Below are 23,226 nucleotides of genomic sequence, written 5' to 3'. Positions count from 1 at the left end.
AGTACTTTCCCTCCTAACGAATCCGCAGGGATAGTCCCTGCCGGAATTGGGCAATTTCTTGTTCCCGCTTCACATACAAATCCTGTGCTTCTTCTTGTGTAACCTCTGCAAATCGAATATACCCGCCTGGTCTCACTTGGGCGATGAGCGGCAAATCCACACTAATTACATGAGCGATTCGCGGATATCCACCGACCGTTTGTCGATCCGCCAACAACACGATCGGATTACCTTCCAGCGGTACTTGAATCGTGCCTGTGCTAACGGCAGACGAGATCATGTCAACAGGTTCTGCCACTGTCAACGGCACATCTGCGAGCCGGTAGCCCATTCTGTCCGACTGCGTCGTGACGCGGAATGGCTCCGTCCATAATCGATGCTTGCTTTCTTCACTGAATGTATCGAATTCAGGACCACGGACGACGCGAAGCACCGGATTTTCTTTGTAAGCAGGACGAATCGCAAAGCTGGCCCCCCATGGCATGACAATCGTTTCAAGAGAACATAACTTGAACGGTTCAGTAGCTTCTCCCATCTCCAGTACATCTCCAGCTTCAAGCGCTCGACCATGCAATCCACCTATTCCTGCCCGTAAATAAGTGCTGCGACTACCCATCACTTCCGGGACGGATATCCCGCCGCTTATTGCCAGATAGGTTCTGCAGCCCGATACAGTTCTCCCGAATTGTAATGTGCTTCCTGCAGGAACATACACGGGACGCCATAGCGGAATGCTCATTCCATCAATGCTAGGAGACAAGTTGCCCCCCGCTAGAGCGATTACGGCGCCCTTTTCAAATATAAGCTGCGGCCCAAGCAACGTAATCTCTAAAGCTGCCGCGCCCTCTTCATTGCCTGCCAGCAGGTTTGCCAGCCTGAGTGCGACCCCATCCATTGCGCCACTTGTTAGTACACCGTACTTTTGCAACCCAAAGCGGCCGAGATCCTGAACCGTTGTCAGCATGCCCGCCGATTTTACCCGGATACACATGACCCGCGCTCCTCCCATTTCGTGTATTCCTCTTCTGTAATTGGCAAAAAACGTATTCTATCCCCTGCTCTTAGCAAGGTTGGAGGATTCATATCCGGACGAAATAACGGCACGGGTGTCCGACCGATCAACTGCCAGCCGCCGGGCGTGACGATTGGATACACTCCCGTTTGCATGCCGGCAATCCCTACTGTCCCTGATGGAATCGCAAGCCGTGGAGTGGAACGCCTTGGTGCGGCAATCCGCGTCGACATTCCTCCCAGAAACGGAAATCCTGGCGCAAACCCAAGCAAATAGACCACATATTCCCCGCTACTATGAATGTGAACAACTTCATCCGGTGACAGCTGGTTAATCGCGGCGACTTCATTCAAATCAGGACCGAAGCTCCCACCATAGCATACCGGTATGTCGACAGTTCGAACATTGCATTCAAGCTTCATATGTAATGATTGAGCAACAGCAATTTCCAGCCGCGCTTGTGCCTCATCATACCGCAGCAGACCCGGATTATAAAATACGGTTACAGTCGTATATGAAGGGATATATTCAATCATCCCTTGCATCGGATGTTCGTCAAGGTAGAGTGACAACAACCGAACTTGCTCATGTGCAGCCTGCCCGATGAGGGTACTAAATTCCACGACAACCGCCGAATCTCCGAGCGGAAAATATCTCATGCAGCTCCCCCTTACGATATTGTTGAGTTCATGATAGCATGATTTCAATTCCTCTATCCATGCCAGGTTCGCATTACGCAAAATGATAGGCGTTAACGTTATTTGATAAGATGTACACCCCCGTTATTTCTGATCATCCATAGGAAAATCTGCATGAAAAGGAAAAAGAGCAAGCTGCAAGGCATCCGCCTGCATCCTGCTCTCCACTGAACCTAAATTTATTCCGTTACGATATCATGAACAAGTACTGGTGCCTCTGCATGGTCGCTAATCCGAATGTTCTCATAAATCTTCGCAATGACGTCATCCACGTTCTCACGATTTGCATGAATCGTTACCAAGGACTCGCCTGCCTTAACCGCATCCCCAATCTTCTTGTTCAGCATCAAGCCTACAGCAAGATCGATCTCGGACTCCTTCGTTGCGCGGCCAGCGCCAAGCAGCATCGCTGCTGTACCAATCTCGTCAGCGACGATTTCTGCCACTACGCCGTCTTCCTTAGCAGGAACTTCGATCTTGTAAGCAGCCTGCGGCAGCTTGTTCGGATCGTCGACGACCTCTGGATTGCCGCCTTGGTTCGCGATGAATTCCTTGAACTTCTCCAACGCTTTGCCGTTCGTGATGACTTCCTTCAGCTTCTCTTCCGCCTCTTCCAAGGAGGACGCCTTGCCAGCAAGGAATACCATCTGTCTGCCAAGCGCGAAGCACAGCTCTTCCAGATCCTCAGGGCCATGTCCACGCAGTGTATCAATCGCTTCCTGTACTTCAAGCGAGTTGCCGATTGCACGTCCGAGCGGTTGGCTCATATCGGATATAACAGCCATCGTCTTGCGACCGACATTGTTGCCGATGCTGACCATTGCATGCGCCAATTCCTTCGCATCCTCAGCCGTCTTCATGAAGGCCCCTGCTCCAGTCTTCACATCGAGCACGATGGCATCGGAACCTGCTGCAATCTTCTTGCTCATAATGGAGCTTGCAATAAGCGGAATGGAATTGACAGTTGCTGTAACGTCACGCAGGGCATACAACTTCTTGTCCGCAGGCGTTAAGTTGCCTGTCTGACCGATTACCGCAATTTTATGGTTGTTGACTAGGTTTACGAACTCGTCCTTCGTAATTTCCACATGGAAGCCTTCGATTGCCTCGAGCTTATCAATCGTACCGCCTGTATGACCAAGCCCACGGCCTGACATCTTGGCTACTGGAATATCCAATGCCGCAACTAGAGGGGCGAGTACAAGCGTCGTCGTATCGCCAACACCGCCAGTTGAATGCTTATCGACCTTAACGCCCTCAATTGCTGAGAGATCAATCGTTTCACCGGAGTTGACCATGGCCATCGTCAAATCAGCCCGCTCCCGCTCCGTCATATCTTGAAAATAAATGGCCATCGCAAATGCACTGACTTGATAATCCGGGATATCACCTTTGGTATAGCCATCAATAACAAAGTTAATTTCCTCTGTCGTCAGTTCCTTGCCGTCACGCTTCTTCGCAATCAGATCCACCATTCTCATCGTTGATTCTCCTCGCTCTCCATTGGATATGTGCTTGAACGCAGGTTCGTTCATCATTCTTAACCAAAAACGAATTCACTATAATGCCAACCCTATAAACGCCTTTGCTTGTTGCTAATGACAAAACTCCTTACAGCGAAATAGCTGTCTCCAATGCCACTTCCATCATGTCATTGAACGTTGTTTGACGCTCTTGCGATGTCGTTTCCTCACCTGTCAGCAAGTGGTCGCTAACTGTTAAGATTGTCAATGCATTCACACCATATTTCGCGGCCAGTGTGTACAGAGCCGTTGTTTCCATTTCCACGGCCAATACGCCATAATCCATCAGCTTCTGAACAACAGACTTGTCATCGCGGTAGAACATGTCGGAAGTGAAGATGTTCCCGACATGAACGTTCATTCCCTTCGCAACCGCATTCTCATAAGCCCCCTTCAGCAAGGAGAAGCTGGCGATTGGAGAGTAGTCATATCCGCCGAAGACATGACGGTTCATGCTGGAATCTGTACAAGTTGCTTGAGCAAGCACGACATCACGCACATGAACGTCCTTCTGCATCGCACCGCAAGTACCTACACGGAACAAGTTCTTCACACCGTACTCATTGATCAGCTCATTTACATAAATGCTTGTTGTTGGAACCCCCATGCCCGTACCTTGTACGGAGATGCGCTTGCCTTTGTAAGTTCCCGTGAAGCCGAGCATCCCGCGAACCTCGTTATAGCAAGTAATATCCTCCAAGTACGTTTCTGCGATATATTTCGCACGCAATGGATCTCCTGGCAACAATATCGTTTCTGCAACGTCGCCTTGTTTCGCTCCAATGTGTACACTCATAGTTATGTTCCTCCAGTATGATGAATTATTTCAAATCCGAATTATTTCAAATCAGATAAAAAGCTCTTGCCATACGCTGGTGCCGCAACTGCAAAGTTCTCGGCAACCGTTGCCGCGATATCTGCAAATGTTCCACGAAGTGGAAGCTCCTTGCCTCCATCTACAAAGCGCGGTGAATATGCAATCAGTGGAACGTACTCCCTCGTATGGTCAGTGCCTTTGTACGTTGGATCATTGCCATGGTCTGCTGTAATGAGGAGCAGATCCTCATCCGTCATCTTCGCAAATACTTCAGGCAGCCGAGCATCATATTCCTCTAGCGCACGTCCGTAACCCGCTGGATCGCGGCGATGTCCGTACAATGCATCGAAGTCAACGAGATTTATGAAACTTAATCCCTTGAATGGCTCATCCAGTGTCGCGATAAATTTATCCATGCCGTCCATATTAGACTTTGTTCGAATTGCTTGTGTAATTCCTTCGCCATCATAAATATCTGAAATTTTGCCTAATGCGATCACATCGTAGCCTTGATCCTGCAGCTCATTCATTGTTGTGCGGCCAAATGGCTTCAAGGCATAATCATGTCTGTTCGACGTACGCGTGAAGTTCCCAGGCTCCCCTACAAATGGACGAGCAATAATTCGTCCAAGCATGTAAGGGTCATCACGAGTAATTTCGCGACAGAACTCACAAATCTCGTACAGCTCCTTCAATGGAACTACCTCTTCATGCGCTGCAATTTGTAGTACAGAATCCGCAGAAGTATAAATAATGAGAGCGCCTGTCTTCACATGCTCTTCACCGAGCTCATCGATAATTTCGGTTCCGCTTGCCGGCTTGTTGCCGATTACCTTGCGTCCCGTCTTCGCCTCAATGCGTTCAATCAGTTCCGCTGGGAATCCATCCGGAAACACGCGGAATGGAGTATCAATATACAGCCCCATGATCTCCCAATGTCCAGTCATTGTATCTTTGCCGCGGGAGGTTTCTTGCATTTTGCCATAATAGCCTAGGGGACGTTCGGCCACCTCTATGCCAGGAATCGAACGAATATTGGACAAGCCGAGTGCAGCCATATTAGGCATGTTCAGCCCTCCGCATTCCTGTGCGATATGCCCGAGTGTATCTGAGCCTACATCATCGAATTGTGCCGCATCAGGTGCTTCACCGATGCCTACCGAGTCCATAACGATAAGATGAATCCTTTTGAATGTTGTCATCATGTCGTTCCCCTTTCCCAAGCTGATTTAGATGCTTACAACGTCCACTTAACCAGAAGTGGACGTTGTGAATATAGTTATAGGAAAATACCTGCAACAATCGCAGACAATACGCTTACCATCGTAGCGCCGTACAGCAAGCGAAGACCGAAGCGTGCCACTACGTTGCCCTGCTTCTCATGAAGTCCCTTCACTGCACCAGAAATGATGCCGATCGAGGAGAAGTTCGCGAACGATACCAAGAATACAGATACGATACCTGTAGTACGCTCAGACAGAGCTAGCTTGCCAAGATCCAGCATCGCGACGAATTCGTTCGCTACCATCTTCGTTGCCATAATGCTTCCCGCATCGACCGCTTCCTTCCAAGGTACCCCCATCAGGAACGCGAATGGTGCGAACACATAGCCAAGCACTTCTTGGAATGAAATTCCGAAGATACTGCCGAAGATACCGTTGATAAGTGCAATCAAGGCAACGAAACCGATCAGCATCGCAGCAACAGTAATCGCGACCTTGAAGCCGTCCATAATGTATTCGCCCAGCATTTCGAAGAACGATTGCTTATGCTCTTCCTGCACTTCCAGAATATCTTCTTCCTTCGATACCTTATATGGATTCAAAATCGAAGCGATAATAAATCCGCCAAATAGGTTCAATACAAGCGCAGTTACTACATATTTAGGCTGAATCATTGTCATATACGCACCGACAATGGACATCGATACTGTCGACATCGCAGAAGCACAAAGTGTATATAAGCGGCGCTCCGGCAGCAATCCAATTTGCTTTTTCACCGAAATAAATACTTCGGACTGACCCAGAATTGCAGATGCTACTGCGTTGTATGATTCCAGCTTCCCCATACCGTTAACCTTGCTCAATCCAAGACCGATGTACTTGATAATGAACGGCAAGATTTTCGTGTATTGCAAAATACCAATCAAGGCGGAAATAAATACAATCGGCAGCAAAACGTTTAAGAAAAATTGAGTTCCTTGAATATCATTCACGATTCCGCCAAACACAAAGTTAATGCCTTCGGCTGCATAACCGAGCAATGATTCAAAAACTTTAGCAAATTTGCCGATTATCACTTCCCCGACACTTGTATTCAACAACACAAATGCCAGAATTGCCTGCAACACGACCATTATGGCCAATGGACGATAGCGAATGTTGCGTCGATCCTTACTTGCGATATATGTGAGTCCGAATACAGCCAGCAGACCAATGATCGCAATTACAAATTTCATGTAAAGTTCCCCCCATGCTAGAGCATGCATCGATTTCTTAAAAATGATTTAGAGCACCTTGTTACCGCTTTCAAATCGAACGTGATTGCTATCTTTGTTTTACTCGCTATCCTTTTCCATATCGGCACCTGAAAACGCGCCAGGAAGCAGTTGGGACATTGTCCATTCCTCTGTGTCACCCTTGAGATTCGTCAAGTAAATCTTCGTATCACCATCGCAGAACTCTGCCAACACTTGGCGACAAGCTCCACACGGAGATACAGGCCCTTCCGTATCCGCAACTACAGCAACAGCTTCTACCTTACGTTTGCCTTCCGATACAGCCTTGAATACAGCCGTTCGTTCCGCACAGTTCGTCAAGCCATAGGATGCATTCTCTACGTTGCAGCCACGATAAATGGTTCCATCCGCTAAAATAGCCGCCCCAACCTGGAAATGAGAATATGGTGCGTAAGCCTGCTTGCGCGCCTCCAGCGCTTCTTGAATCAACTGTTCTTTCATGGGCTGATCCTCCTCATTGGACAGTGAATCATCCCTTCCATAAGCGACTCGCCTACCGAAGGAATGATTCACGTCTCTATTTTAATAAGAAGATGTCGATGTAATGCCATTCATGATGCTGACGCCAGAGCTTGCTCCAATTCGAGTTGCTCCCGCTTCAATCATGTTGTTCACATCTTCCAAGCTGCGAACACCGCCAGAAGCCTTCACACCTGTCTGCTGGCCAACCGTCTTGCGCATAAGTGCTACATCTTCACGAGTCGCACCGCCTGTCGAGAAGCCTGTAGATGTCTTCACGAAGTCAGCTCCTGCCTTCACAGCCAGTTCACAAGCGCGAACCTTCTGCTCATCAGTAAGCAGGCAAGTCTCAATAATGACCTTAACGAGCGCTTTGCCTGAAGCCGCTTTCACAACCGCCTCGATGTCCTTCAGTACGAATTCATCGTTGCCGGCCTTCAGCTCTCCAATATTAATAACCATATCAACTTCGGTTGCACCATTGGCAATTGCATCTTGCGTCTCCAATGCCTTCACGGCAGATGTAGATGCACCGAGTGGGAATCCAATAACCGTACATACCTTAACTTCTGTACCAGCAAGCTGCTCTGCACAGTAAGCCACCCAAGTCGGGTTAACGCACACTGAAGCGAATTGATACTGCTTCGCTTCCTCAACCAGCTTGGCAATATCCGCTTGAACAGCGTCTGCCTTCAACATCGTATGGTCAATCATACGTGCTATGCTCATGCTGCACACCCCTTATATTCTTGTGTCATATCCATTTAACAAATGTAATATTGATTTCATGGGTATCATATCATGCGGTCTGAACAGATGTAAAGCTTGCTCAGAAATTTTGTTCATTACAATATTATGAACAGTTTTCTTACAATATTTTGAACAAAAAGCGCATAAAAAATCCCTCAGAATAGAATATGGGGCTTCGCCTCCACGTACCTACTCTAAGGGCTTTCATTGTCGCTGCAAAGCGGTAATTATTGCAATAATGCTTGCGCCGTAAATTGATCGGTTACGAGTATATTGGCATATTTACCAACAAGCGCTGCACGGATCGCATCAATCTTGCGCTGTCCCCCTGCTACAAGTATCGACTTGTCCTTCTCTCGCAGATCCGACAAATCAATTCCTACGGTTCGATCATTAATTCCTTCACTGCAAATGCGGCCCTCCGCATCGAAGAATCGCGAGCATATATCACCAACACCTCTGCTCTGCAGCAGCTTCTTCTCTTCACTGCTGAAGTAGCCAAGCTGGAACAACAATGCATCATCATTCACCGTACCCACGGTGAACACCGCAATATTGGCCTGCTTGCCAAGCTGAATGATTCGGCGAATATGCCGATCCTCCTCCACCATTTGCTTCAAGGCGACGCTGTCAAATATAACGGGCAGCGGCAAATAACGGGCAATCGTATGAAAGGCTGATGCAAAAAGATTCACCGTCTCCGCCGCATAAGTATTCACATGCGAGTGGCTAATGCCTCCCTTGAGCTGTACGACCTCAACGCCTCGAACCTGCTTCTGTTGAAGCTGCTGTGCAACTGCATGCATCGTACGTCCCCATGTTACACCGATAATATCTGTATCTTGAACCGTTTCGGCTAAATACTCAGCTGCTCGCTTGCTAATATGTTTCTGAATTTCCTTGTATTCGTTCGCCGGCGAATAGCAGACGAGTGCCGTATCCAGTCCATACCGATGTCTAAGTCGTGCTCCCAATGCGTCCAGATCCTCAAGCGGATCGACAATATCGATCCGTACGAACCCTTGCTCCTTCGCATATTGCAGCAGCCGGGATACAGTCGGACGGGATACCCCTAACTTGGCTGCAATGTCCATCTGGCTATAATCCGATAAATAATATAATCTTGCCGCTTCAATACTCAATCGCTGTTTGTCATGATCCATGTCTACAACCCACTTTTGTGAAATGATTCTATGAATATGCCGTCAACACGCATAGGCAAGACAGCCGCAACCTTACTTCATTGAACCTATACTATCATAATCTGCAGATATGTAAACGCTCACGAACGAATCAGAGACTTCTGCCCAATTGTGAACAATCGTGAAACATTAGCTCCAAATCCTATATTTCCTTCACTTTATGAAGCCTTATTCTATTATTCAATAATTCAGTAATTACCAATCACAAGCGGGGAAATTACTTGAACATGCGAACAATCATATCACAATCAGGCATGCTGAAATATTCACCCGCTTCAATCTTCATAAGCGCCAGACCTTGAATCATGGACCAATATAGCGTAGCCAGCCGCTTGGCATCCCCGCCGTGAATCTCACCCCTGCGCTGACCTTCCTCTATTATCCCTACCATATGCTTCATTGGACTGGTTAATTGCTGCATCTGTGACTTCACGGAATCCGGCATCGATTGATACGTAGAGGCTTGCAGCATAATGTGATGATAATACACGGCCTCTTCGCGCTCCGCGAACGCACTTAAAATTTGCTGCGTCATCCATGCAATCTGCTCCAAGCTATTCCCTTGACTCGACACCGTCATCAGCATCAATTGATCGGACGATTGCAGTGCCCGTTCCACTAAGGTTGCGAATATCTCATCCTTCGACTCAAAATAATGATAGACAAGACCATGACTCAAAGAAGCTTCCTTTGCAATGTCGCTAATCTTGGTAGCTACGAATCCTCGATTGGAAAATACCTTTAAAGCGCTGCTTAAAATCTGTTCCTTACGCTCGTCCCGAATCAACTTATTTTGATCCGCATTTCTAGGTGACATATACATACAGCTCTGCACGAACAGCAGCTAATGGAACTAGCAACCGCATGGCTGAGCCCCCTCCTTTACACAATGAATCATTCTACGAATGCCTATACAGATGTATGATCCGAATGCTTCGACTGTACAGCATTTGACGCATGAAACCGCTCATTCCCCATCAAGACACCCATCGGCAGAACCAGGGCGGCGGCTATAACCAACAGCCAGAAGCCGGAATGAATGGAAGCAACGAGTGACGCTCTTAATGCTGCGGCTGCATGGTCTGGTAACAGCGATGTCGACCCAATCAGCATTTGCGCATTCCTCAACTTATCCAGTACTGCCGAATCCAGCTGCAAAACCGAAGCCTGACGCTGAATTTCTGTTGCCAGATGCTGATTTACAATGGCCGCCATAATGGATGCTCCAAGCACGCCGCCAATCGTACGAAAGAAGGTAACCATCGAGGTAGCGACTCCTCTGTATCGTTCAGGTGCAGTAAGTGTTGCAGCCGTCTGCGCATTCGGCATAAGGATTCCAATCCCGACACCTATTAAGGCTGTATTTCCCCTAACATACCACATATTTACGTCAAGCGGCAGAGTCGTAAATAAGAATGCACTCATTCCCATAAGACTTGACGCGAGCAGCACCGATCCCCTCCAACTGAGCCGCTTCATCAGCATTGTTCCCAGTACAGTACCAACCATAACCGAGAACATCATTGGCGTTAGCGCATTCCCCGCATCCTTCACGTTTCCCCCAAGCCCCGCCTGAATGAAAAATGGAATGTAGAGCAAAGCACCATACATAATCATCCCTTGAACAAAGGAAGCTAGCGAAACGCCAGCAATCGTCCGATTGCGGAATAAGTGAAGAGGTATAATGGCCTCAGATGCCCGCAGCTCGATCCCGATAAATAAAACCAGTGCCAGTGCCCCACTTAGCAGCATTAGCTGCACTTCCCACGATCCCCAAGCATAGTCCTCACCCGCCAGCTTGAATGCCAACAAGAGAATAACAGTTGTCACAATAAGAAGTAGCGCACCGGCATAATCTACCTTCGGCTTGCCTGTATTAGCGCGTGATTCAACCAATGACCAGCACATGATAAAGATTGCTGCGATACCAAACGGAATATTCACGAAGAAGTTCCAATGCCAGTTGAACTGTTCCGTAATAAAAGCGCCGATTGTCGGCCCAACGACAGAAGAGAGTGCATATACCCCCATGAAGAGAGCTTGGAATTTGCCTGCACGTTCCTGCGGAATAATCGTAAAAATAAGCGTGAACGTAATCGGCATAAGGAAACCAGCTCCTAGTCCCTGAATTCCTCGAAAGACGATAAGCTGGGTCATTGAAGTTGCGAGCCCACATAGCAGGGAGCCACCTGTAAAGAGGGCCAATCCTGCTATATAAAATCGCTTGCGCCCGTACATATCGGACAGCTTCCCCACTATCGGCATAATCGCTGTTGATGCAAGCATGTAAATCGTGAATACCCATGACACCACATCGAGCCCACCAATCTTCTGAACAATGGAGGGCAGTGCGGTAGATACAATTGTTTGATCCAAGGACGACAGGAAAATACTTAACAGCAGGGCTGCTATCGTCCAATTTCGTTTGCTTCGGTTCATTTCCATACGAATGTTCCTTTCTGCAATGCGGTAATTTGCGGCGGGTTTTTATATTGACTAATTATTCAATCAAAAAATATTGTAGAACCACCCTCACAAATAATCAAGTTAATATTCGGAATTCACCCTCTCTTTTTTGTATATTCATGAACAAGATCATCAAATAACCGCCTCAAAGGTGGTTTTTTGTTTCTCGCGTTTCACGCTCTCAACTGGCTAAAGCCTAAATAACAAAAACGAGAACCCGCTCCAATTCGCTTTGGAGGGGATTCCCGTTTTTGTTATTTACTATTTATAAGTTACAAATAGCTTTCAGCAATTTTCATCAAGCTTTCTTTGCTGATTTTATCGCTGTTTCCATGGACATTATAGGCGTATCTTTTCTTTTTGTCCGGGCTCTCGTATACCCATGTCAGATCGTGCACATGCGCAGGACCAAATTCTGTATGCAGCATTTCTACCCCCTTCACTTGAACCTTTTCCTGTTCAAACTCACTTTGCTCGTCAATATACATTCCTCCATTCTTTTTGTTCAGATTAGTGATCGTAACCTGGATTGTATCCTCTCCATTTCGATAATTAACCCAAATATTGGAAAATTGATCTGTCATTTTAATTGGCATCATGGCATATCCCTTTTTGGACTTTTCTGCCTGCTTTCTCAGCTTTTCCGCCATCGCCTTTTTTTCTTCCGGAGAAGGCGGATTTACTTCCTGAGCATTTTTAAAGAGCACTTCCGCTTCTTTGAATTTATAATTACCATTGACACTGTCTGCAATCTTAACGGATTTATCCGTAATCTTATCGCGCAATTGAGAGAGATTTTGGAATGGAGCCAGCTTCATTCCAAGATTTGTTTGATGATCCGGGTTATTGGAAACCATATAGAACAGCCCAGCTTCCCCGTTCTTTAGCACCTTCTCCTTAAGTTCAAAAAATGCATTGAACCGCTTTCTTTCATCTTCCGATTCTGTTTTTCCGGCCTCTAGCGTCTTCGTCGATTTCGTCTCATATACGACTTCGCCATCCTTGTTCTTCAAAGAATGATACTGTACGGCCGCGTAACTCGTAGAGGCCATCAACATCATCCCTACAACCGCAGTCAAAGCAACTTTATATTTCATGAAAAATCTCTCCTTTTCTTTTGGCTCAGCACGTAATATTTGCATAACCTTTCATGTCAAGTCGGCATCGGGAATGCACGGATTCATCAAATTAGCCCGTTTCAATCTGCAAGTCGACCTCGAATTTTGCCGTATTCCATCCGGCACCTCTGCGATGATTGACTTAACTCCGCGTCATTCAAGCCCTCCCCCCCTTTCACTCTATACAACGAACAGCTGGGCTAAAAATGTGACAACATAAAAAAATCATTCCGGGAACCATCGGATCTGACGAAAAAAACCTGGATCCGATTTTGCTCTTGAGCGTAATTCCTATGCGGCTCATGATGATTTGATCCGCCGCAATATGGCCGGCCTTGTTCTTGAACCGATTCAATCATAAGGCGTGCAGCCCGATCTGACCACCCCACAAAGTGACGTGTAGCCTTTGAAGCTTATTCCGCTTACTTTGCCGGGACCCCGGAAGTTTTTGACATGTAAAAGAAAACGGGAATCCGCTCCAATCCGCTTTGGAGCAGCTCCCATTTTTTAGTCGTTTATTATTCCAAATAGTTTACAGCAATTTTCATCAAGGCTTCTTTACTTACCTTATTTATATCTCCATCTATCATATAGACGTATTTCACCTTTTTGTCAGGGCTCTCGTATACCCATCTCAGCTCATGCCACTTTGAACGACCCCAATCTGTATACAGCATTTCTACTCCCTTCACTTGAACCTTCTCCTGCTTAAACTCACCTTTCTCGTCAATATACAATCCAGCGTTCATGCCCTTTCCACTCAGATTAGTGACATTAACCCCGATTTTATCCTCTCCATTTTGATACGTAGCATTGAGAATGAAAAACTGATTTGTCATTTCAACCGGCATCATGGCATATCCCTGATTGGATTCTTCCGCCTGCTTTCTCAGTTTTTCCGCCAGCGCCTTTTGTTCTTCCGGAGAAGGTGGATTTACTTCCTGAGCATTTCTAAAGAGCACATCCGCTTCTTTGAATTTATAATTTCCATTGACACTGTCTGGAATCTTGATAGATTTATCCGTAATTTTATCGCGTAATTGAGAGAGATTTTGGAATGGCATCGCCTTCGTTCCAAGATTTGTTTGATGATCCGGGTTATTGGCAACAAGATAGAACAGTCCAGCTTCACCGTTCTTTAACATCTTCTCCTTAAGTTCATGAAATGCCTTGAAATGCTCTTGAACATCTTTCGTTTCTGCTGGTCCCATCTCTTTCGCCGATTTAGTCTCATATACGACTTCGCCATCCTTATTCGACAATGAATTATACTGAACGGCCGCGTAACCCGTGGAAGCCATTAACATCGTCCCTACAATCACAGTCAAAGAAACTTTATATTTCACAAAAAACCTCTCTTTTTTTTTGGGTTCGGCATGCAAAATACTCATGACCTTTCCTGTCAAGTCAGCGTCGGGAATGCGCGGGTCATTAAATAATTTTTTCAAATCCCGATCCTTGTCCATATTCATACACTCCCAGCCCCTTTACATGAGCATAATGCTCTCGGAATTTTGCAGCCGTACGTTCGTATTTTTTACGCAGGCTTGCGCTGCTTTTACCCAAAATCAAACCGATCTCCTGGTAGCTCTTATCCTCGACGCAACGTAAAATTAATAAGTTCCGCTCTTCGGCCGTTAATTTTGACAAGGCTTGATGAACGGATTCATCAAAATAGTTGGCTTCAATCTGCAAATCGACATCTTTATTTTCCTTCTCGTCCCGGTAAAAAAACGGCAAATATTTCACCAGCTTCCGCTTGCGGATCATATCAATGCATTGATGATAAGCAATCTTGTACAACCAGGCTCGAAAGGGGACCTCACTCTGATATTTCCGCAAATTGCGAAATGTCTTTAAAAATACTTCCTGTGCGTTATCCTCCGCTTCGGTATAATTGCCGAGCATGTGATAACAATAGAGAAAAATCGGTTTTTGGTATTTCTCCATAATCATCTCAAATTTTGCTGTGTTCCCATCCAGAACCTCTGCGATGATCTGACTTAACTCCGCGTCATCCAAGCCCTACTCCCCCTTCCACTCTGTACAACGAACAACTGGGCTAAGAATGTGACAACATGAAAAAAAATTTCGGTAACTATAGGATATGACGACAATAAAACGACCTGCAGATTAAGGTAAATTGAGGATAAAAGGGGACGCAACGATCAATTCGTTACCAGCACTTATGAGGGGATGTAAATGGGGACGTAATCTGTCCATATGTAGGGTTTAACCTTTCCTTGTTCTAAAAAGGAAACTGAAGAATGGGAGGCCGCCAGCATTTCGAAAAAAACTATGCTACGCAAATTTCGATAGAAAAAGAGGCCGGGTTTCTCGTAGCGTTGAAGCGGCCCCTTTCCGACATTATTTGATTTTTTCCAATATCATTTTCCCAGACGAAGTCGTTACATCCAGAACAGGCGACTCCGATGTGGCCTGATTGACACTTGCCTCGAAATTTCTCTTGCTTTCCTTATGCTCGAGCGTTACCGGAATTTTCAAATCGGCACGTTCCAGCTTCGTATCGCCTACAATTCGGAATACCGCGTCCGGCTGGACTCGAATGGTCGCATTGCCCGAACTTGTATGAACGCGAACCGATTCATGGAATGGATCAATAGCCACATCTACGTTGCCAGAGGAGGCCTCTATACTTCCTTTTCCCGCCATTCTTCCGAGTTCAATGTTGCCCGAACTAGCTTCCACCTTATATTCCTTCCCTGCATATCCTTCAACAGATATGTTTCCGGACGAAGCTTCGACAGACAATTGGCCAGCCTCAATCTCACCTGTCGTAATATTACCGCTCGAAGCTTCTATCTTCAATTCCTCATAGACCTTCGCAGGAACTTCAACCTCTAGCGATAGAGACATGTTGGAATATATCTTACCATTTACTGGACCCACCTTGATCGCTAGCTGATCTTGATCCATTTCCGTGGCCAGGAGTTGTTCTTTCTCTTCTTCGCTGCCATCGAACGTGCCTTTTAATTGAACTTGAATCTGATCGCTAGTTCCAATCTTGTATTGGATGTTGGAACTCTTTGTCTGAATCGAGATGCGAGATACATCCCCAGCGTCTAAAGATCGCTCTACATGAACAGGGATATCTTTCGTAGAAAGCACATTTGATATTCCTTGCTTACATGCGCTTAGGCCGAGTAGAATAGGGATCATCAACATAGCTGTTATCCATCTTTTGTTATTCAATTTGATTAATCTCCTTTATGAAATTACATGATAATTTCATGATATTGGTAATGGGTTATCCGTATGACGCTGATTAGGATCACCGCTACTTCAACTTGTGGTATCCTCGAGTCCTCACATTTCCTCATCAATGAATCATCATTTATACTGCATCTCATCTACAATAACTTTGCCTGTCAGATCGAAGACACAGCATGGGCTTGCAGATCAACATATCGTTGTAAAAATTCTGAGGCTTTACTAACGGCACAGGTCTCTGGCAGCCGCTTATACGCCGAGCAAGCAGTCATCTTATAATCAGGATGAACGGAATAAGACTTCCAATAATACGGGATGTCGCTAGGTGACGCTAATTGCCATGCAGCTTCGCCAGTCAGACTAGGGGTGAATGAACACAAGTCAATAGGCATGGATAACCCTTTGCCATCAGCCTTCACATAACTTTCCTTATAGGTCCACAGCTCAATAAAGCGCTCTATCCGTTCGTTCACCGGTACAGAGTCAAGCACCCGCTTCTCATCGATTGACAAAATGCTTGCAAAGCTCCCTAGCTCCATATCTTCATCAATCTGTTCTATATCAATCCCTACTGGGTGATCCTGATCGTTCGCAATGCCGACAACCCATGTTCCTGAATGCGAGATATTGAATTGAATGTGATTGTAAGGCCCACTCATATAAGGCTTGCCGAACTGATCCGCTTGAATCGCAATTTGATCAGATGAACAGCCTGTCATCTCTATTATTAAGCTCTTGGCAACGAGCTCACTTAGCACACAACGAATAGAGTCCATCTCTCGATAGAAATGGCCTACCCTCTCTCTTCGCTCTGGCGATAGAAAAGGCAGCCAGTCGTTCAGCCTGATCATGCTGTCAATTCGAACGGCAATTACTTTCATGATGCCTCCTTCTGCCATACATTCCTGATATATGACAAAAATTATACACCCGCCCCAATCATACTACAATATTTTCCTTTATTCCCTCTACATACGCCCGTAATGGTAAAACAAATAAACACCCAACCACACGAGTTGGGTGCCTCACTGCAACATTCTATTTAGTACGATGTTTACTGATTCCACATATACATCAACAACCAATTCCCCACCAGAACAATGAGAAAGATAGCAGCCCACACATGCTTTCCTACCACGTACAGCGATAATGCAGCCAGACCAAAAAAAGCGGCCTCGAACAGCGCTCGGATCCAGCCTTCAAGCGGTATCGTTGCCTTGGGAGAGCCAAATGTCCCCCATATCAACATCGCCACGATAACGGAACCACCACCGAGCAATCCCCTCATCAGGGGATTCTTGCCCGTCTGTATTCCCCAATACGCAAATGTCGCTAATGCACACAGTTCCAACAGAAAGCGCAATCCTAAATTACACATTTGCAACACGAAGATAAACGAACCCATATCCTCTTCCCCCTCCATACGACTCGATTACACTGTAAAACAATTGGTATTATTGATATAGCTAATAACATTAGTTATAATAGATCATGGTAGGGGGTATTTGTCTACTGGACGATGGAAGTTTACATTTAATCTTAACAATGCACTACGAAATAAATGAAAAGCGATTAACCAATGACTTAAAAACAGAGGAGAAATGAACATGTCACCAAGAGTTGGTTTGACTCCCGCAATGATACTAGAAGCAGCTACCCTAATTGCGGACAAACAGGGGATCGAAGCAGTTACGCTGGCTTCATTAGCACAGCAGCTGAAGGTACGCCCCCCGTCCCTATATAATCACGTTGACGGTTTGCAGGGAATACGACTTTTGTTGTCTATTCATGGCCTGGAGCAATTAAACCACGCCTTGACACGTGCAGCTATTGGACGTTCAGGCGATGAGGCTGTTCGCTCGATAGGCAAAGCATATGTTGCCTTCGTCCGCATTCACCCTGGACTCTATGATGCAACACTCCTAGCCCCTGATCCACAAAACGCGGATGTGCAGCGTGTCAGTACGGAAATTGTTGAACTGGTCGTTCAAGTCCTGCATGCATATGAACTTACTGGCGATGCTGCGATTCATGCTGCACGCGGTCTTCGAAGCTTACTGCACGGGTTCGCATCATTGGAGCAAAAGGGAGGCTTCGGCATTCCCCTCGACCTCGATGTCAGCCTAGAACTGCTAATCAATGCTTTTATTGCCGGCATTCACACGATCAAGGAATCTGCAGGGCCGCAATAGACAGCAATCCCACTCGACCAAAATCAAGAATTGGAACATCGTTTAGACTAGCAACTTATTATTCGATACCAGTAGGACGCGTAAATGCCGATCAAATGATCGGCATTTGTTCATCCGTGTATGCTGCTGACGAAATTTTGACCATTCCCCCTACGCACATATCCGTCTGTTCCATTCTAATCCGAGCAGCGGGTGATTCATGTGAATGAAGAAATTCAACGATTGGAACAGGATCAGCAATCGGTATCTAAGTACGCAGAACAGTATCAGCGCTTTCCCGAGCAGATGAATCAGTCTAGAAATTCCGTCTCCCAGATTGTCGAGGAGCATCGCTTGAAGCTCGTGCGTATCGATCCATACGGCAAGATTGAAGAAGCACAGCAGAGTAATGAGCAGATGCTTGATCGCCTGAAGCTTGGAGATATTCCTGCCACGGCACAGCATGCCGAGCGCGCAAGCCTACTGCTCGCGGAAGCTGTCCAGATCACGCAGCGTCTAGCGGACTTGAAGTTGAAGAACGCTCGCGATATCCAATCCATTGAAACGAAGCTGTCCCAATATGCAGCCCAGGATAAGGAACTGTCTGCATTGACTGCCCGTGCACAGACGCAATATCGAGGCAAGCACTGGGAACAGGCTTGGAGGCAGTATCGTGATGAGCTTCAGGCTGTAGATACCGTACAATCCGCACTTCGTCGAGTGACTCAATGGTGCGATGAGGACGTGCAGGAATATGAACAAGCTAGGAGCGAACTCGATCACATCCTTACGATCCTTCAAAAGCTTAATCAAGCGGCTGAACAGTACAACGACTTAATCCACAAGCTCGATCGCAAGTTGGAGGAAGCGAAGCAGATGCAAGCATCTGCTGAAGACAGCTTCGCTCAAGGCTTGCATACGATCGATCGCCATCGTATCTACTCCAATTGGCAGCAGCAGGAGAAGACCTTGGCAGCCATGCAATCCAGCATACGCCAGCTCCTGGCACAGCAGCCGTATGATATGGATTTGCTTACAGATACGGGAACACGGTTCTTGAATGAAGCCAATCAATTCTTGAGTGCAGTCGAACGAGCCGCGATTCAGAAACAAAATGTGGAACAGGAACTGGCTAGAATGGAGCAGCGATATCGTTCATCCAGCGCCAAATATGGCAGCAGGCTGAATGTTCACCAATATGGCTCACAGTTCTCATCCATTAGCACTGACGTTAATCGGTTAATGCATAATGGTGCTTATGACGAGGCCGCACGCAAGGCAGCTGCCTTATCAGGCATCCTTACAGCAATGGAGCAAGCTTACGAATCGATCATAAGACAAGAACGACAGCAAGAGGAAGCTGCCGCACGGCAAGCAGCTAATCGCAATACGAGCAGCAACTCATCAGGGGGATTAAGCTGGGGCAACAACAATAATTCTAATTCCTCAGGCGGATCAAGCTGGTAAGCAACATGTTGAAGGGTAACACAATTGGATAACACAACTGTAGGTAACTTTGCTCATCTAGTTACCTTAGGTTATCTTAGGTTATAAAAGGGTAACCATTGCTACCTCGCAAGTGCTGCATAGCAAGAAGAGAGCTATCCCAGTCACAGTATTCCTGTGTAAGGATAGCTCTCTTTCGATTGTAGAAGCATTACGTAAAGGACATGCACATATAGCTGAGTGTCCCCATCTCATAGCTGCGATGAATGACCTTCGGATCATAGGCAGCTCCTGCACTTCCAAGCGCAATAAAGAATGGGACAAAATGTTCTGCCCGCGGTACTGCTAATGCAGCATGCGGAGCATGCTCCCGATAAGCTGCCAGCTCACTCCATTGCTTCTTCTCCAGCTTCTCAATGAGCCAGTCATCGAACTGAACGGCCCAAGCTTCCGGCTCTGTCTGCTCCCACTTCAACATCCGCAAATTATGCACGGTCGCTCCGCTGCCTATGAGAAGAATATCCTCATCCAATTCACTTAGCGCCTCACCGATTAGCAGCTGCTGCTCTGCAGGAAGGAATGGGTTTACCGAGATTTGTACGACCGGAATATTCGCATTCGGGTACAAATGCTTCAACAACGACCATGAACCATGATCTAGACCGCGAGATTCATCACGGTTTACGGCAATCCCACGTGCGGACAAGCAGCGTTCTACTTCAGTGGCAATTTCGATGGAACCTGTAGCCGGATACTTCACCTGAAACAGTTCATCTGGAAAACCATAGAAATCATAGATCGTCTCATACGTTCCAGTTTGGAACGATATTGTAGTCTCTTCGGTTTCCCAATGGGCACTGAACAGAACAATCGCCTTCGGCTGCATGCTTGCTCCGAGCTCAGTTAGAAAACGAGTATATTCATTATCCAATATGGCAATCATCGGCGAACCGTGACTAAGAAAGATTGATTTTGGCATCTCGATTCTCCTTTATTGTTCAACTATACTGTATGCTGGAGCCTAGCCGCAGCTAGGCATCCATTCATACGTTCGAATTGTAAATCGCAACGATTAATATGCTGCTGTGAAGCGACGGCCTGTAAATTGCGGGTTCTCCACTTCATCCAAGATGGCCACGGAGAAATCTTCTGCTGAGATGCGGCTGTTGCCTTCTGCGTCTACAACCAATTGGTCAGTACCAGTACGATATTGTCCAGTACGCTCTCCTGGCTCGATCAAGGCAGCAGGACTTACATTCGTCCATGCCAATGTGGATTCATGACGATATACATCAAGTGCATCACGGTGTGCGAGTGCAATTGGTTTCCATGCATCTGGGAAGCCCGGAGTATCTACCACTTGAACGCCTGGAGCCACTTCAAGACTGCCCGCTCCGCCAACGGAAATCAAGCGCTCAACACCTGCCTGTTTCACCCCGTTAATCAAGGCGCGAGTAGCTTCGACAAGCGCAGATTCTTCACCCATCTTAGGACCGATGGAACTAATCACAACATCATGGCCTGCTGTACGCTCCGCAACACTTGCAGAATTCAGAATATCTCCGGTTACCACTGTCAAATTCGTATGCGACTGTGCAACACGTGAAGCATCACGAACAACTGCAGTTACCTCATGTCCTCTAGTCAAAGCCTCGTTCACAATACGTTGTCCAATTGTACCTGTAGCACCATATACTGCAATTTTCATAATCATCGATCTTCCCTTCTATATTCAATATTCGTTATTGCCTTCAAGTAAGTACCTTCAAGTAAGCAGTGCACGCTCACAACCACAATAAAACTTTAATGTAATAAAGGCAGTTACAACTAGCCCGCGAAAAACTCCATTAGTCACTGGAGTATTTCTAATTCGAATTGATAACCGCCTGCATCCTAGAACGATTTACTCATTCTCTTCCATTCGATCCTTCAGGTCAACTGCCAGATGATCCAAGGTCATTTCTGCCAGCACCTTCTCCATGGCAGATTGCGCACGCAGCATAACCAGTTGTAACACCGATTCTATATTGGCTCCGATTGGACACTTCGGATTCGGATGATCATGGAACCCGAACAACTCTCCCTCTTCAACAGCCTCTACAGCACGATATACATCAAGAAGCGTAATATCGCCCGCCGGCTTGTTTAACGTTGCCCCACCAGTTCCAGGCCGTACATCGACGAGCCCAGCCTTCTTCAATTGAGATGTTACCCGCCGGATAACAACAGGATTCGTGTTGACGCTGCCCGCCATCCACTCCGACGTATGATGGGCGTTCGGTTCAAGCGCCAGCAAAGATAGAATGTGGACGGCTACACTAAAGCGGCTGCTTATCTTCATGCTGCTCACCCTTTCGTGTAACCATTATAGTTACAACCAGTTTGAATTGTCAAGCTTCCTTTTTTTCCACCTGCAAATGAAAAGCGGCCACGCCGTTCGATATATTGGCGCACACCGCTATCTCACTTAGTGATAACACACTGTAATCCTCGCAATTCCCTATATGTCAAGCTGCCTATTTTGGATTTTGGCACAAATTACAGAAGCAAAGCGCTTATCTTTATTTGCAAATTGAAATGTAGGACATTTATTTGTACGTTTCCCTAGTAACTAAATTCGGATTCAACCAAATGATTCCACAAACAGGAGAGCTATCATCGGAACTTTTTTACACAAACATGCAGAATAAGGACAAATATTCTTATAGGAGGGGACACGTGATAATCCGCAAAACGCACCGTTGGAATCATCGAAATGCTTCTCACTCCATGTCTTATGATTCGCACAAGCTTTCATTAAAAATATTCAACGGTAATACGACCCTACGTTAAAGCACGGAAGCAAAAAAGCTGCAATGAGCCCTTGTAAATCAAAATTCATAGAGATTCATTTTCCCGAGACATGTACCTATGCAAATGTTCCAAAAGTGTTATGCATGCTCGATATTGCGAAGCGGAAGCACATCAGGCGAAGGTTCATATACTTGTTCAAAAAAACGACTGGCCCCTGTATGAAGCAAATCATAGTAGTTGTGGAACAATTGATCCGCTTCCTTGCCTAACCACACGTCTGGCAACAGCTCTTCAGGGAAGTCCGGATCAATGAATAAAAACTTCCGGTACCAGTGAACCAGTTTGCTCTTCTCTACGAAGCAGTAGCCGTCAGCTATGGTATCCCCCTGCTGCATCATCGTGAGCAATTTTTCATAACTTGGGCGGTATACCTCAATAAATTCAGCATAAGCCGCATTAATCTCATCGATGTTCCAGCACTTCTGCACCAACTGCCTAGATTTGCTCCAAGCGAGATGATCTGCCTTAAAAATTTCCACATATCCGGATATTCCGCGTGATTCCACGATGTCCCTCACCTTGTCGGTCAGATCGTTAGGACTGATCCAGGTGCTCGTCGTCAACATGCCGAAGCCGAGCCATGCCAGTTCCTTGCGCAATTGATCCCGTATGCCCCGATCCTTTTCGGGAATGTTGTAGCTCGCAATGCACCATTTGCCATCCCACACATCTGTCTCTTGCTTATAAATGCGGGCCGCCGCCTCATCCAAGCGCCGCTTGCCGCGCGGGGACATTGAATAATAGCTGCGATTTCCCACCTTGCGCGACTCCAGCCACCCTTGGCGAAGCATGCGTGAGATAGCGGCCCGTACGGCCTGGTCGGTCAAACCGAACTCCCCCATCAGGGCAGTCAGGCTCCCAACCCAGATTTCGCTACCATAATGACGTACATACTCGCCGTATATGGTAAACAGCATCGATTGCGGCCTCATGTTCACCACTCCTAGTCAATCACGTGATTT

At 46.5% G+C, this 23,226-nt stretch carries 23 protein-coding genes; 2 read left to right on the top strand and 21 right to left on the bottom strand.

Annotated elements, in window-relative coordinates; all coding sequences use genetic code 11:
• Positions 1 to 13: 13 nt before the first annotated feature.
• From ABN764_RS17260 to ABN764_RS17180, 17 genes are all read right to left on the bottom strand, one after another.
• Positions 14 to 991, bottom strand: coding sequence for a 5-oxoprolinase subunit C family protein (locus tag ABN764_RS17260; RefSeq protein ID WP_446672614.1), 978 nt, complete (start codon positions 989 to 991; stop codon positions 14 to 16).
• The gene (pxpB, locus tag ABN764_RS17255; protein WP_446672613.1) at positions 976 to 1,671 is read right to left on the bottom strand and encodes a 5-oxoprolinase subunit PxpB; all 696 of its coding nucleotides are present in this window, start codon (positions 1,669 to 1,671) and stop codon (positions 976 to 978) included. The genes ABN764_RS17260 and pxpB overlap by 16 nt, the downstream gene beginning before the upstream one ends.
• A 218-nt stretch (positions 1,672 to 1,889) precedes the next feature.
• The gene (locus ABN764_RS17250; RefSeq protein ID WP_028531337.1) at positions 1,890 to 3,191 is read right to left on the bottom strand and encodes a pyrimidine-nucleoside phosphorylase; all 1,302 of its coding nucleotides are present in this window, start codon (positions 3,189 to 3,191) and stop codon (positions 1,890 to 1,892) included.
• A 130-nt stretch (positions 3,192 to 3,321) separates the two neighbouring features.
• Positions 3,322 to 4,029 carry a purine-nucleoside phosphorylase gene (gene deoD, locus ABN764_RS17245; RefSeq protein WP_028531338.1) on the bottom strand — a complete coding sequence of 236 codons (708 nt, stop codon included), beginning with the start codon at positions 4,027 to 4,029 and terminating at the stop codon, positions 3,322 to 3,324.
• A gap of 41 nt (positions 4,030 to 4,070) precedes the next feature.
• Complete coding sequence (gene deoB, locus ABN764_RS17240) at positions 4,071 to 5,252, bottom strand: phosphopentomutase (RefSeq protein ID WP_072730430.1); 1,182 nt, start codon at positions 5,250 to 5,252, stop codon at positions 4,071 to 4,073.
• Between the two features lie 77 nt (positions 5,253 to 5,329).
• A complete protein-coding gene (locus ABN764_RS17235; protein ID WP_021256909.1) occupies positions 5,330 to 6,508 on the bottom strand; it encodes a NupC/NupG family nucleoside CNT transporter in 1,179 nt (392 codons plus the stop codon).
• A gap of 99 nt (positions 6,509 to 6,607) precedes the next feature.
• A complete protein-coding gene (locus ABN764_RS17230; protein ID WP_021256910.1) occupies positions 6,608 to 7,009 on the bottom strand; it encodes a cytidine deaminase in 402 nt (133 codons plus the stop codon).
• 81 nt (positions 7,010 to 7,090) lie between these two features.
• The gene (gene deoC, locus ABN764_RS17225; RefSeq protein ID WP_072730429.1) at positions 7,091 to 7,756 is read right to left on the bottom strand and encodes a deoxyribose-phosphate aldolase; all 666 of its coding nucleotides are present in this window, start codon (positions 7,754 to 7,756) and stop codon (positions 7,091 to 7,093) included.
• A gap of 248 nt (positions 7,757 to 8,004) precedes the next feature.
• Positions 8,005 to 8,940: a DNA-binding transcriptional repressor DeoR gene (gene deoR, locus ABN764_RS17220; RefSeq protein ID WP_021256912.1), complete on the bottom strand. Its 936-nt coding sequence runs from the start codon at positions 8,938 to 8,940 to the stop codon at positions 8,005 to 8,007.
• Positions 8,941 to 9,196: 256 nt separating this feature from the next.
• On the bottom strand, positions 9,197 to 9,796 hold the full coding sequence (locus ABN764_RS17215) for a TetR/AcrR family transcriptional regulator (RefSeq protein ID WP_446672612.1): 600 nt from the start codon (positions 9,794 to 9,796) through the stop codon (positions 9,197 to 9,199).
• A gap of 92 nt (positions 9,797 to 9,888) precedes the next feature.
• The gene (locus ABN764_RS17210) at positions 9,889 to 11,424 is read right to left on the bottom strand and encodes an MDR family MFS transporter (protein WP_446672611.1); all 1,536 of its coding nucleotides are present in this window, start codon (positions 11,422 to 11,424) and stop codon (positions 9,889 to 9,891) included.
• A gap of 293 nt (positions 11,425 to 11,717) precedes the next feature.
• Positions 11,718 to 12,542 (bottom strand): DUF4367 domain-containing protein, encoded by an 825-nt coding sequence (locus ABN764_RS17205; RefSeq protein WP_446672610.1) that lies wholly within the window; start codon positions 12,540 to 12,542, stop codon positions 11,718 to 11,720.
• Positions 12,543 to 13,081: 539 nt separating this feature from the next.
• On the bottom strand, positions 13,082 to 14,035 hold the full coding sequence (locus ABN764_RS17200) for a hypothetical protein (RefSeq protein WP_446672609.1): 954 nt from the start codon (positions 14,033 to 14,035) through the stop codon (positions 13,082 to 13,084).
• Entirely contained in the window at positions 13,995 to 14,585 is a 591-nt protein-coding gene (locus ABN764_RS17195) for an RNA polymerase sigma factor (protein WP_268625894.1), read from the bottom strand. The genes ABN764_RS17200 and ABN764_RS17195 overlap by 41 nt, the downstream gene beginning before the upstream one ends.
• A gap of 345 nt (positions 14,586 to 14,930) precedes the next feature.
• Positions 14,931 to 15,776 carry a DUF4097 family beta strand repeat-containing protein gene (locus tag ABN764_RS17190; protein ID WP_268625895.1) on the bottom strand — a complete coding sequence of 282 codons (846 nt, stop codon included), beginning with the start codon at positions 15,774 to 15,776 and terminating at the stop codon, positions 14,931 to 14,933.
• 176 nt (positions 15,777 to 15,952) lie between these two features.
• A complete protein-coding gene (locus tag ABN764_RS17185; protein WP_446672608.1) occupies positions 15,953 to 16,675 on the bottom strand; it encodes a 4'-phosphopantetheinyl transferase family protein in 723 nt (240 codons plus the stop codon).
• A 173-nt stretch (positions 16,676 to 16,848) separates the two neighbouring features.
• On the bottom strand, positions 16,849 to 17,199 hold the full coding sequence (locus tag ABN764_RS17180; protein WP_446672607.1) for a YrdB family protein: 351 nt from the start codon (positions 17,197 to 17,199) through the stop codon (positions 16,849 to 16,851).
• Positions 17,200 to 17,401: 202 nt separating this feature from the next.
• Here ABN764_RS17180 and ABN764_RS17175 point away from each other — a divergent pair, with 202 nt between their 5' ends.
• Both ABN764_RS17175 and ABN764_RS17170 read left to right on the top strand, forming a co-directional pair.
• A complete protein-coding gene (locus ABN764_RS17175) occupies positions 17,402 to 17,986 on the top strand; it encodes a TetR/AcrR family transcriptional regulator (RefSeq protein ID WP_446672606.1) in 585 nt (194 codons plus the stop codon).
• A 201-nt stretch (positions 17,987 to 18,187) separates the two neighbouring features.
• Entirely contained in the window at positions 18,188 to 19,432 is a 1,245-nt protein-coding gene (locus ABN764_RS17170) for a hypothetical protein (protein ID WP_446672605.1), read from the top strand.
• A gap of 190 nt (positions 19,433 to 19,622) precedes the next feature.
• Here ABN764_RS17170 and ABN764_RS17165 read toward each other — a convergent pair whose 3' ends face one another.
• From ABN764_RS17165 to paaX, 4 genes are all read right to left on the bottom strand, one after another.
• Positions 19,623 to 20,390: a DODA-type extradiol aromatic ring-opening family dioxygenase gene (locus ABN764_RS17165; protein WP_021256923.1), complete on the bottom strand. Its 768-nt coding sequence runs from the start codon at positions 20,388 to 20,390 to the stop codon at positions 19,623 to 19,625.
• A 93-nt stretch (positions 20,391 to 20,483) separates the two neighbouring features.
• Positions 20,484 to 21,119 (bottom strand): NAD(P)-dependent oxidoreductase, encoded by a 636-nt coding sequence (locus tag ABN764_RS17160; protein ID WP_446672725.1) that lies wholly within the window; start codon positions 21,117 to 21,119, stop codon positions 20,484 to 20,486.
• Positions 21,120 to 21,314: 195 nt separating this feature from the next.
• Positions 21,315 to 21,752, bottom strand: a complete 438-nt coding sequence (locus tag ABN764_RS17155) for an Rrf2 family transcriptional regulator (RefSeq protein ID WP_446672604.1) — start codon at positions 21,750 to 21,752, stop codon at positions 21,315 to 21,317.
• A 589-nt stretch (positions 21,753 to 22,341) separates the two neighbouring features.
• Positions 22,342 to 23,196: a phenylacetic acid degradation operon negative regulatory protein PaaX gene (paaX, locus tag ABN764_RS17150; protein ID WP_174809160.1), complete on the bottom strand. Its 855-nt coding sequence runs from the start codon at positions 23,194 to 23,196 to the stop codon at positions 22,342 to 22,344.
• Positions 23,197 to 23,226 lie beyond the last annotated feature (30 nt).

The organism is Paenibacillus wuxiensis (genome assembly GCF_040195695.1).
GTDB lineage: Bacteria > Bacillota > Bacilli > Paenibacillales > Paenibacillaceae > Paenibacillus_B > Paenibacillus_B suaedae.
Note: the sequence above shows the minus strand (reverse complement) of the source record. Positions and strands in the feature narration are given on the sequence as shown.

Excerpts from the sequence above, each read along its gene's own strand:
- ABN764_RS17260 (WP_446672614.1), bottom strand. The coding sequence starts at position 991 with ATGTGTATCCGGGTAAAATCGGCGGGCATGCTGACAACGGTTCAGGAT.
- deoB (WP_072730430.1), bottom strand. The coding sequence starts at position 5,252 with ATGACAACATTCAAAAGGATTCATCTTATCGTTATGGACTCGGTAGGC.
- ABN764_RS17180 (WP_446672607.1), bottom strand. The coding sequence starts at position 17,199 with ATGGGTTCGTTTATCTTCGTGTTGCAAATGTGTAATTTAGGATTGCGC.
- ABN764_RS17210 (WP_446672611.1), bottom strand. The coding sequence starts at position 11,424 with ATGGAAATGAACCGAAGCAAACGAAATTGGACGATAGCAGCCCTGCTG.
- pxpB (WP_446672613.1), bottom strand. The coding sequence starts at position 1,671 with ATGAGATATTTTCCGCTCGGAGATTCGGCGGTTGTCGTGGAATTTAGT.
- ABN764_RS17250 (WP_028531337.1), bottom strand. The coding sequence starts at position 3,191 with ATGAGAATGGTGGATCTGATTGCGAAGAAGCGTGACGGCAAGGAACTG.
- ABN764_RS17235 (WP_021256909.1), bottom strand. The coding sequence starts at position 6,508 with ATGAAATTTGTAATTGCGATCATTGGTCTGCTGGCTGTATTCGGACTC.
- ABN764_RS17155 (WP_446672604.1), bottom strand. The coding sequence starts at position 21,752 with ATGAAGATAAGCAGCCGCTTTAGTGTAGCCGTCCACATTCTATCTTTG.
- paaX (WP_174809160.1), bottom strand. The coding sequence starts at position 23,196 with ATGAGGCCGCAATCGATGCTGTTTACCATATACGGCGAGTATGTACGT.
- deoR (WP_021256912.1), bottom strand. The coding sequence starts at position 8,940 with ATGGATCATGACAAACAGCGATTGAGTATTGAAGCGGCAAGATTATAT.
- ABN764_RS17200 (WP_446672609.1), bottom strand. The coding sequence starts at position 14,035 with ATGAATATGGACAAGGATCGGGATTTGAAAAAATTATTTAATGACCCG.
- ABN764_RS17215 (WP_446672612.1), bottom strand. The coding sequence starts at position 9,796 with ATGTCACCTAGAAATGCGGATCAAAATAAGTTGATTCGGGACGAGCGT.
- ABN764_RS17230 (WP_021256910.1), bottom strand. The coding sequence starts at position 7,009 with ATGAAAGAACAGTTGATTCAAGAAGCGCTGGAGGCGCGCAAGCAGGCT.
- ABN764_RS17160 (WP_446672725.1), bottom strand. The coding sequence starts at position 21,119 with ATGAAAATTGCAGTATATGGTGCTACAGGTACAATTGGACAACGTATT.
- ABN764_RS17185 (WP_446672608.1), bottom strand. The coding sequence starts at position 16,675 with ATGAAAGTAATTGCCGTTCGAATTGACAGCATGATCAGGCTGAACGAC.
- deoC (WP_072730429.1), bottom strand. The coding sequence starts at position 7,756 with ATGAGCATAGCACGTATGATTGACCATACGATGTTGAAGGCAGACGCT.
- ABN764_RS17175 (WP_446672606.1), top strand. The coding sequence starts at position 17,402 with ATGTCACCAAGAGTTGGTTTGACTCCCGCAATGATACTAGAAGCAGCT.
- ABN764_RS17205 (WP_446672610.1), bottom strand. The coding sequence starts at position 12,542 with ATGAAATATAAAGTTGCTTTGACTGCGGTTGTAGGGATGATGTTGATG.
- ABN764_RS17165 (WP_021256923.1), bottom strand. The coding sequence starts at position 20,390 with ATGCCAAAATCAATCTTTCTTAGTCACGGTTCGCCGATGATTGCCATA.
- deoD (WP_028531338.1), bottom strand. The coding sequence starts at position 4,029 with ATGAGTGTACACATTGGAGCGAAACAAGGCGACGTTGCAGAAACGATA.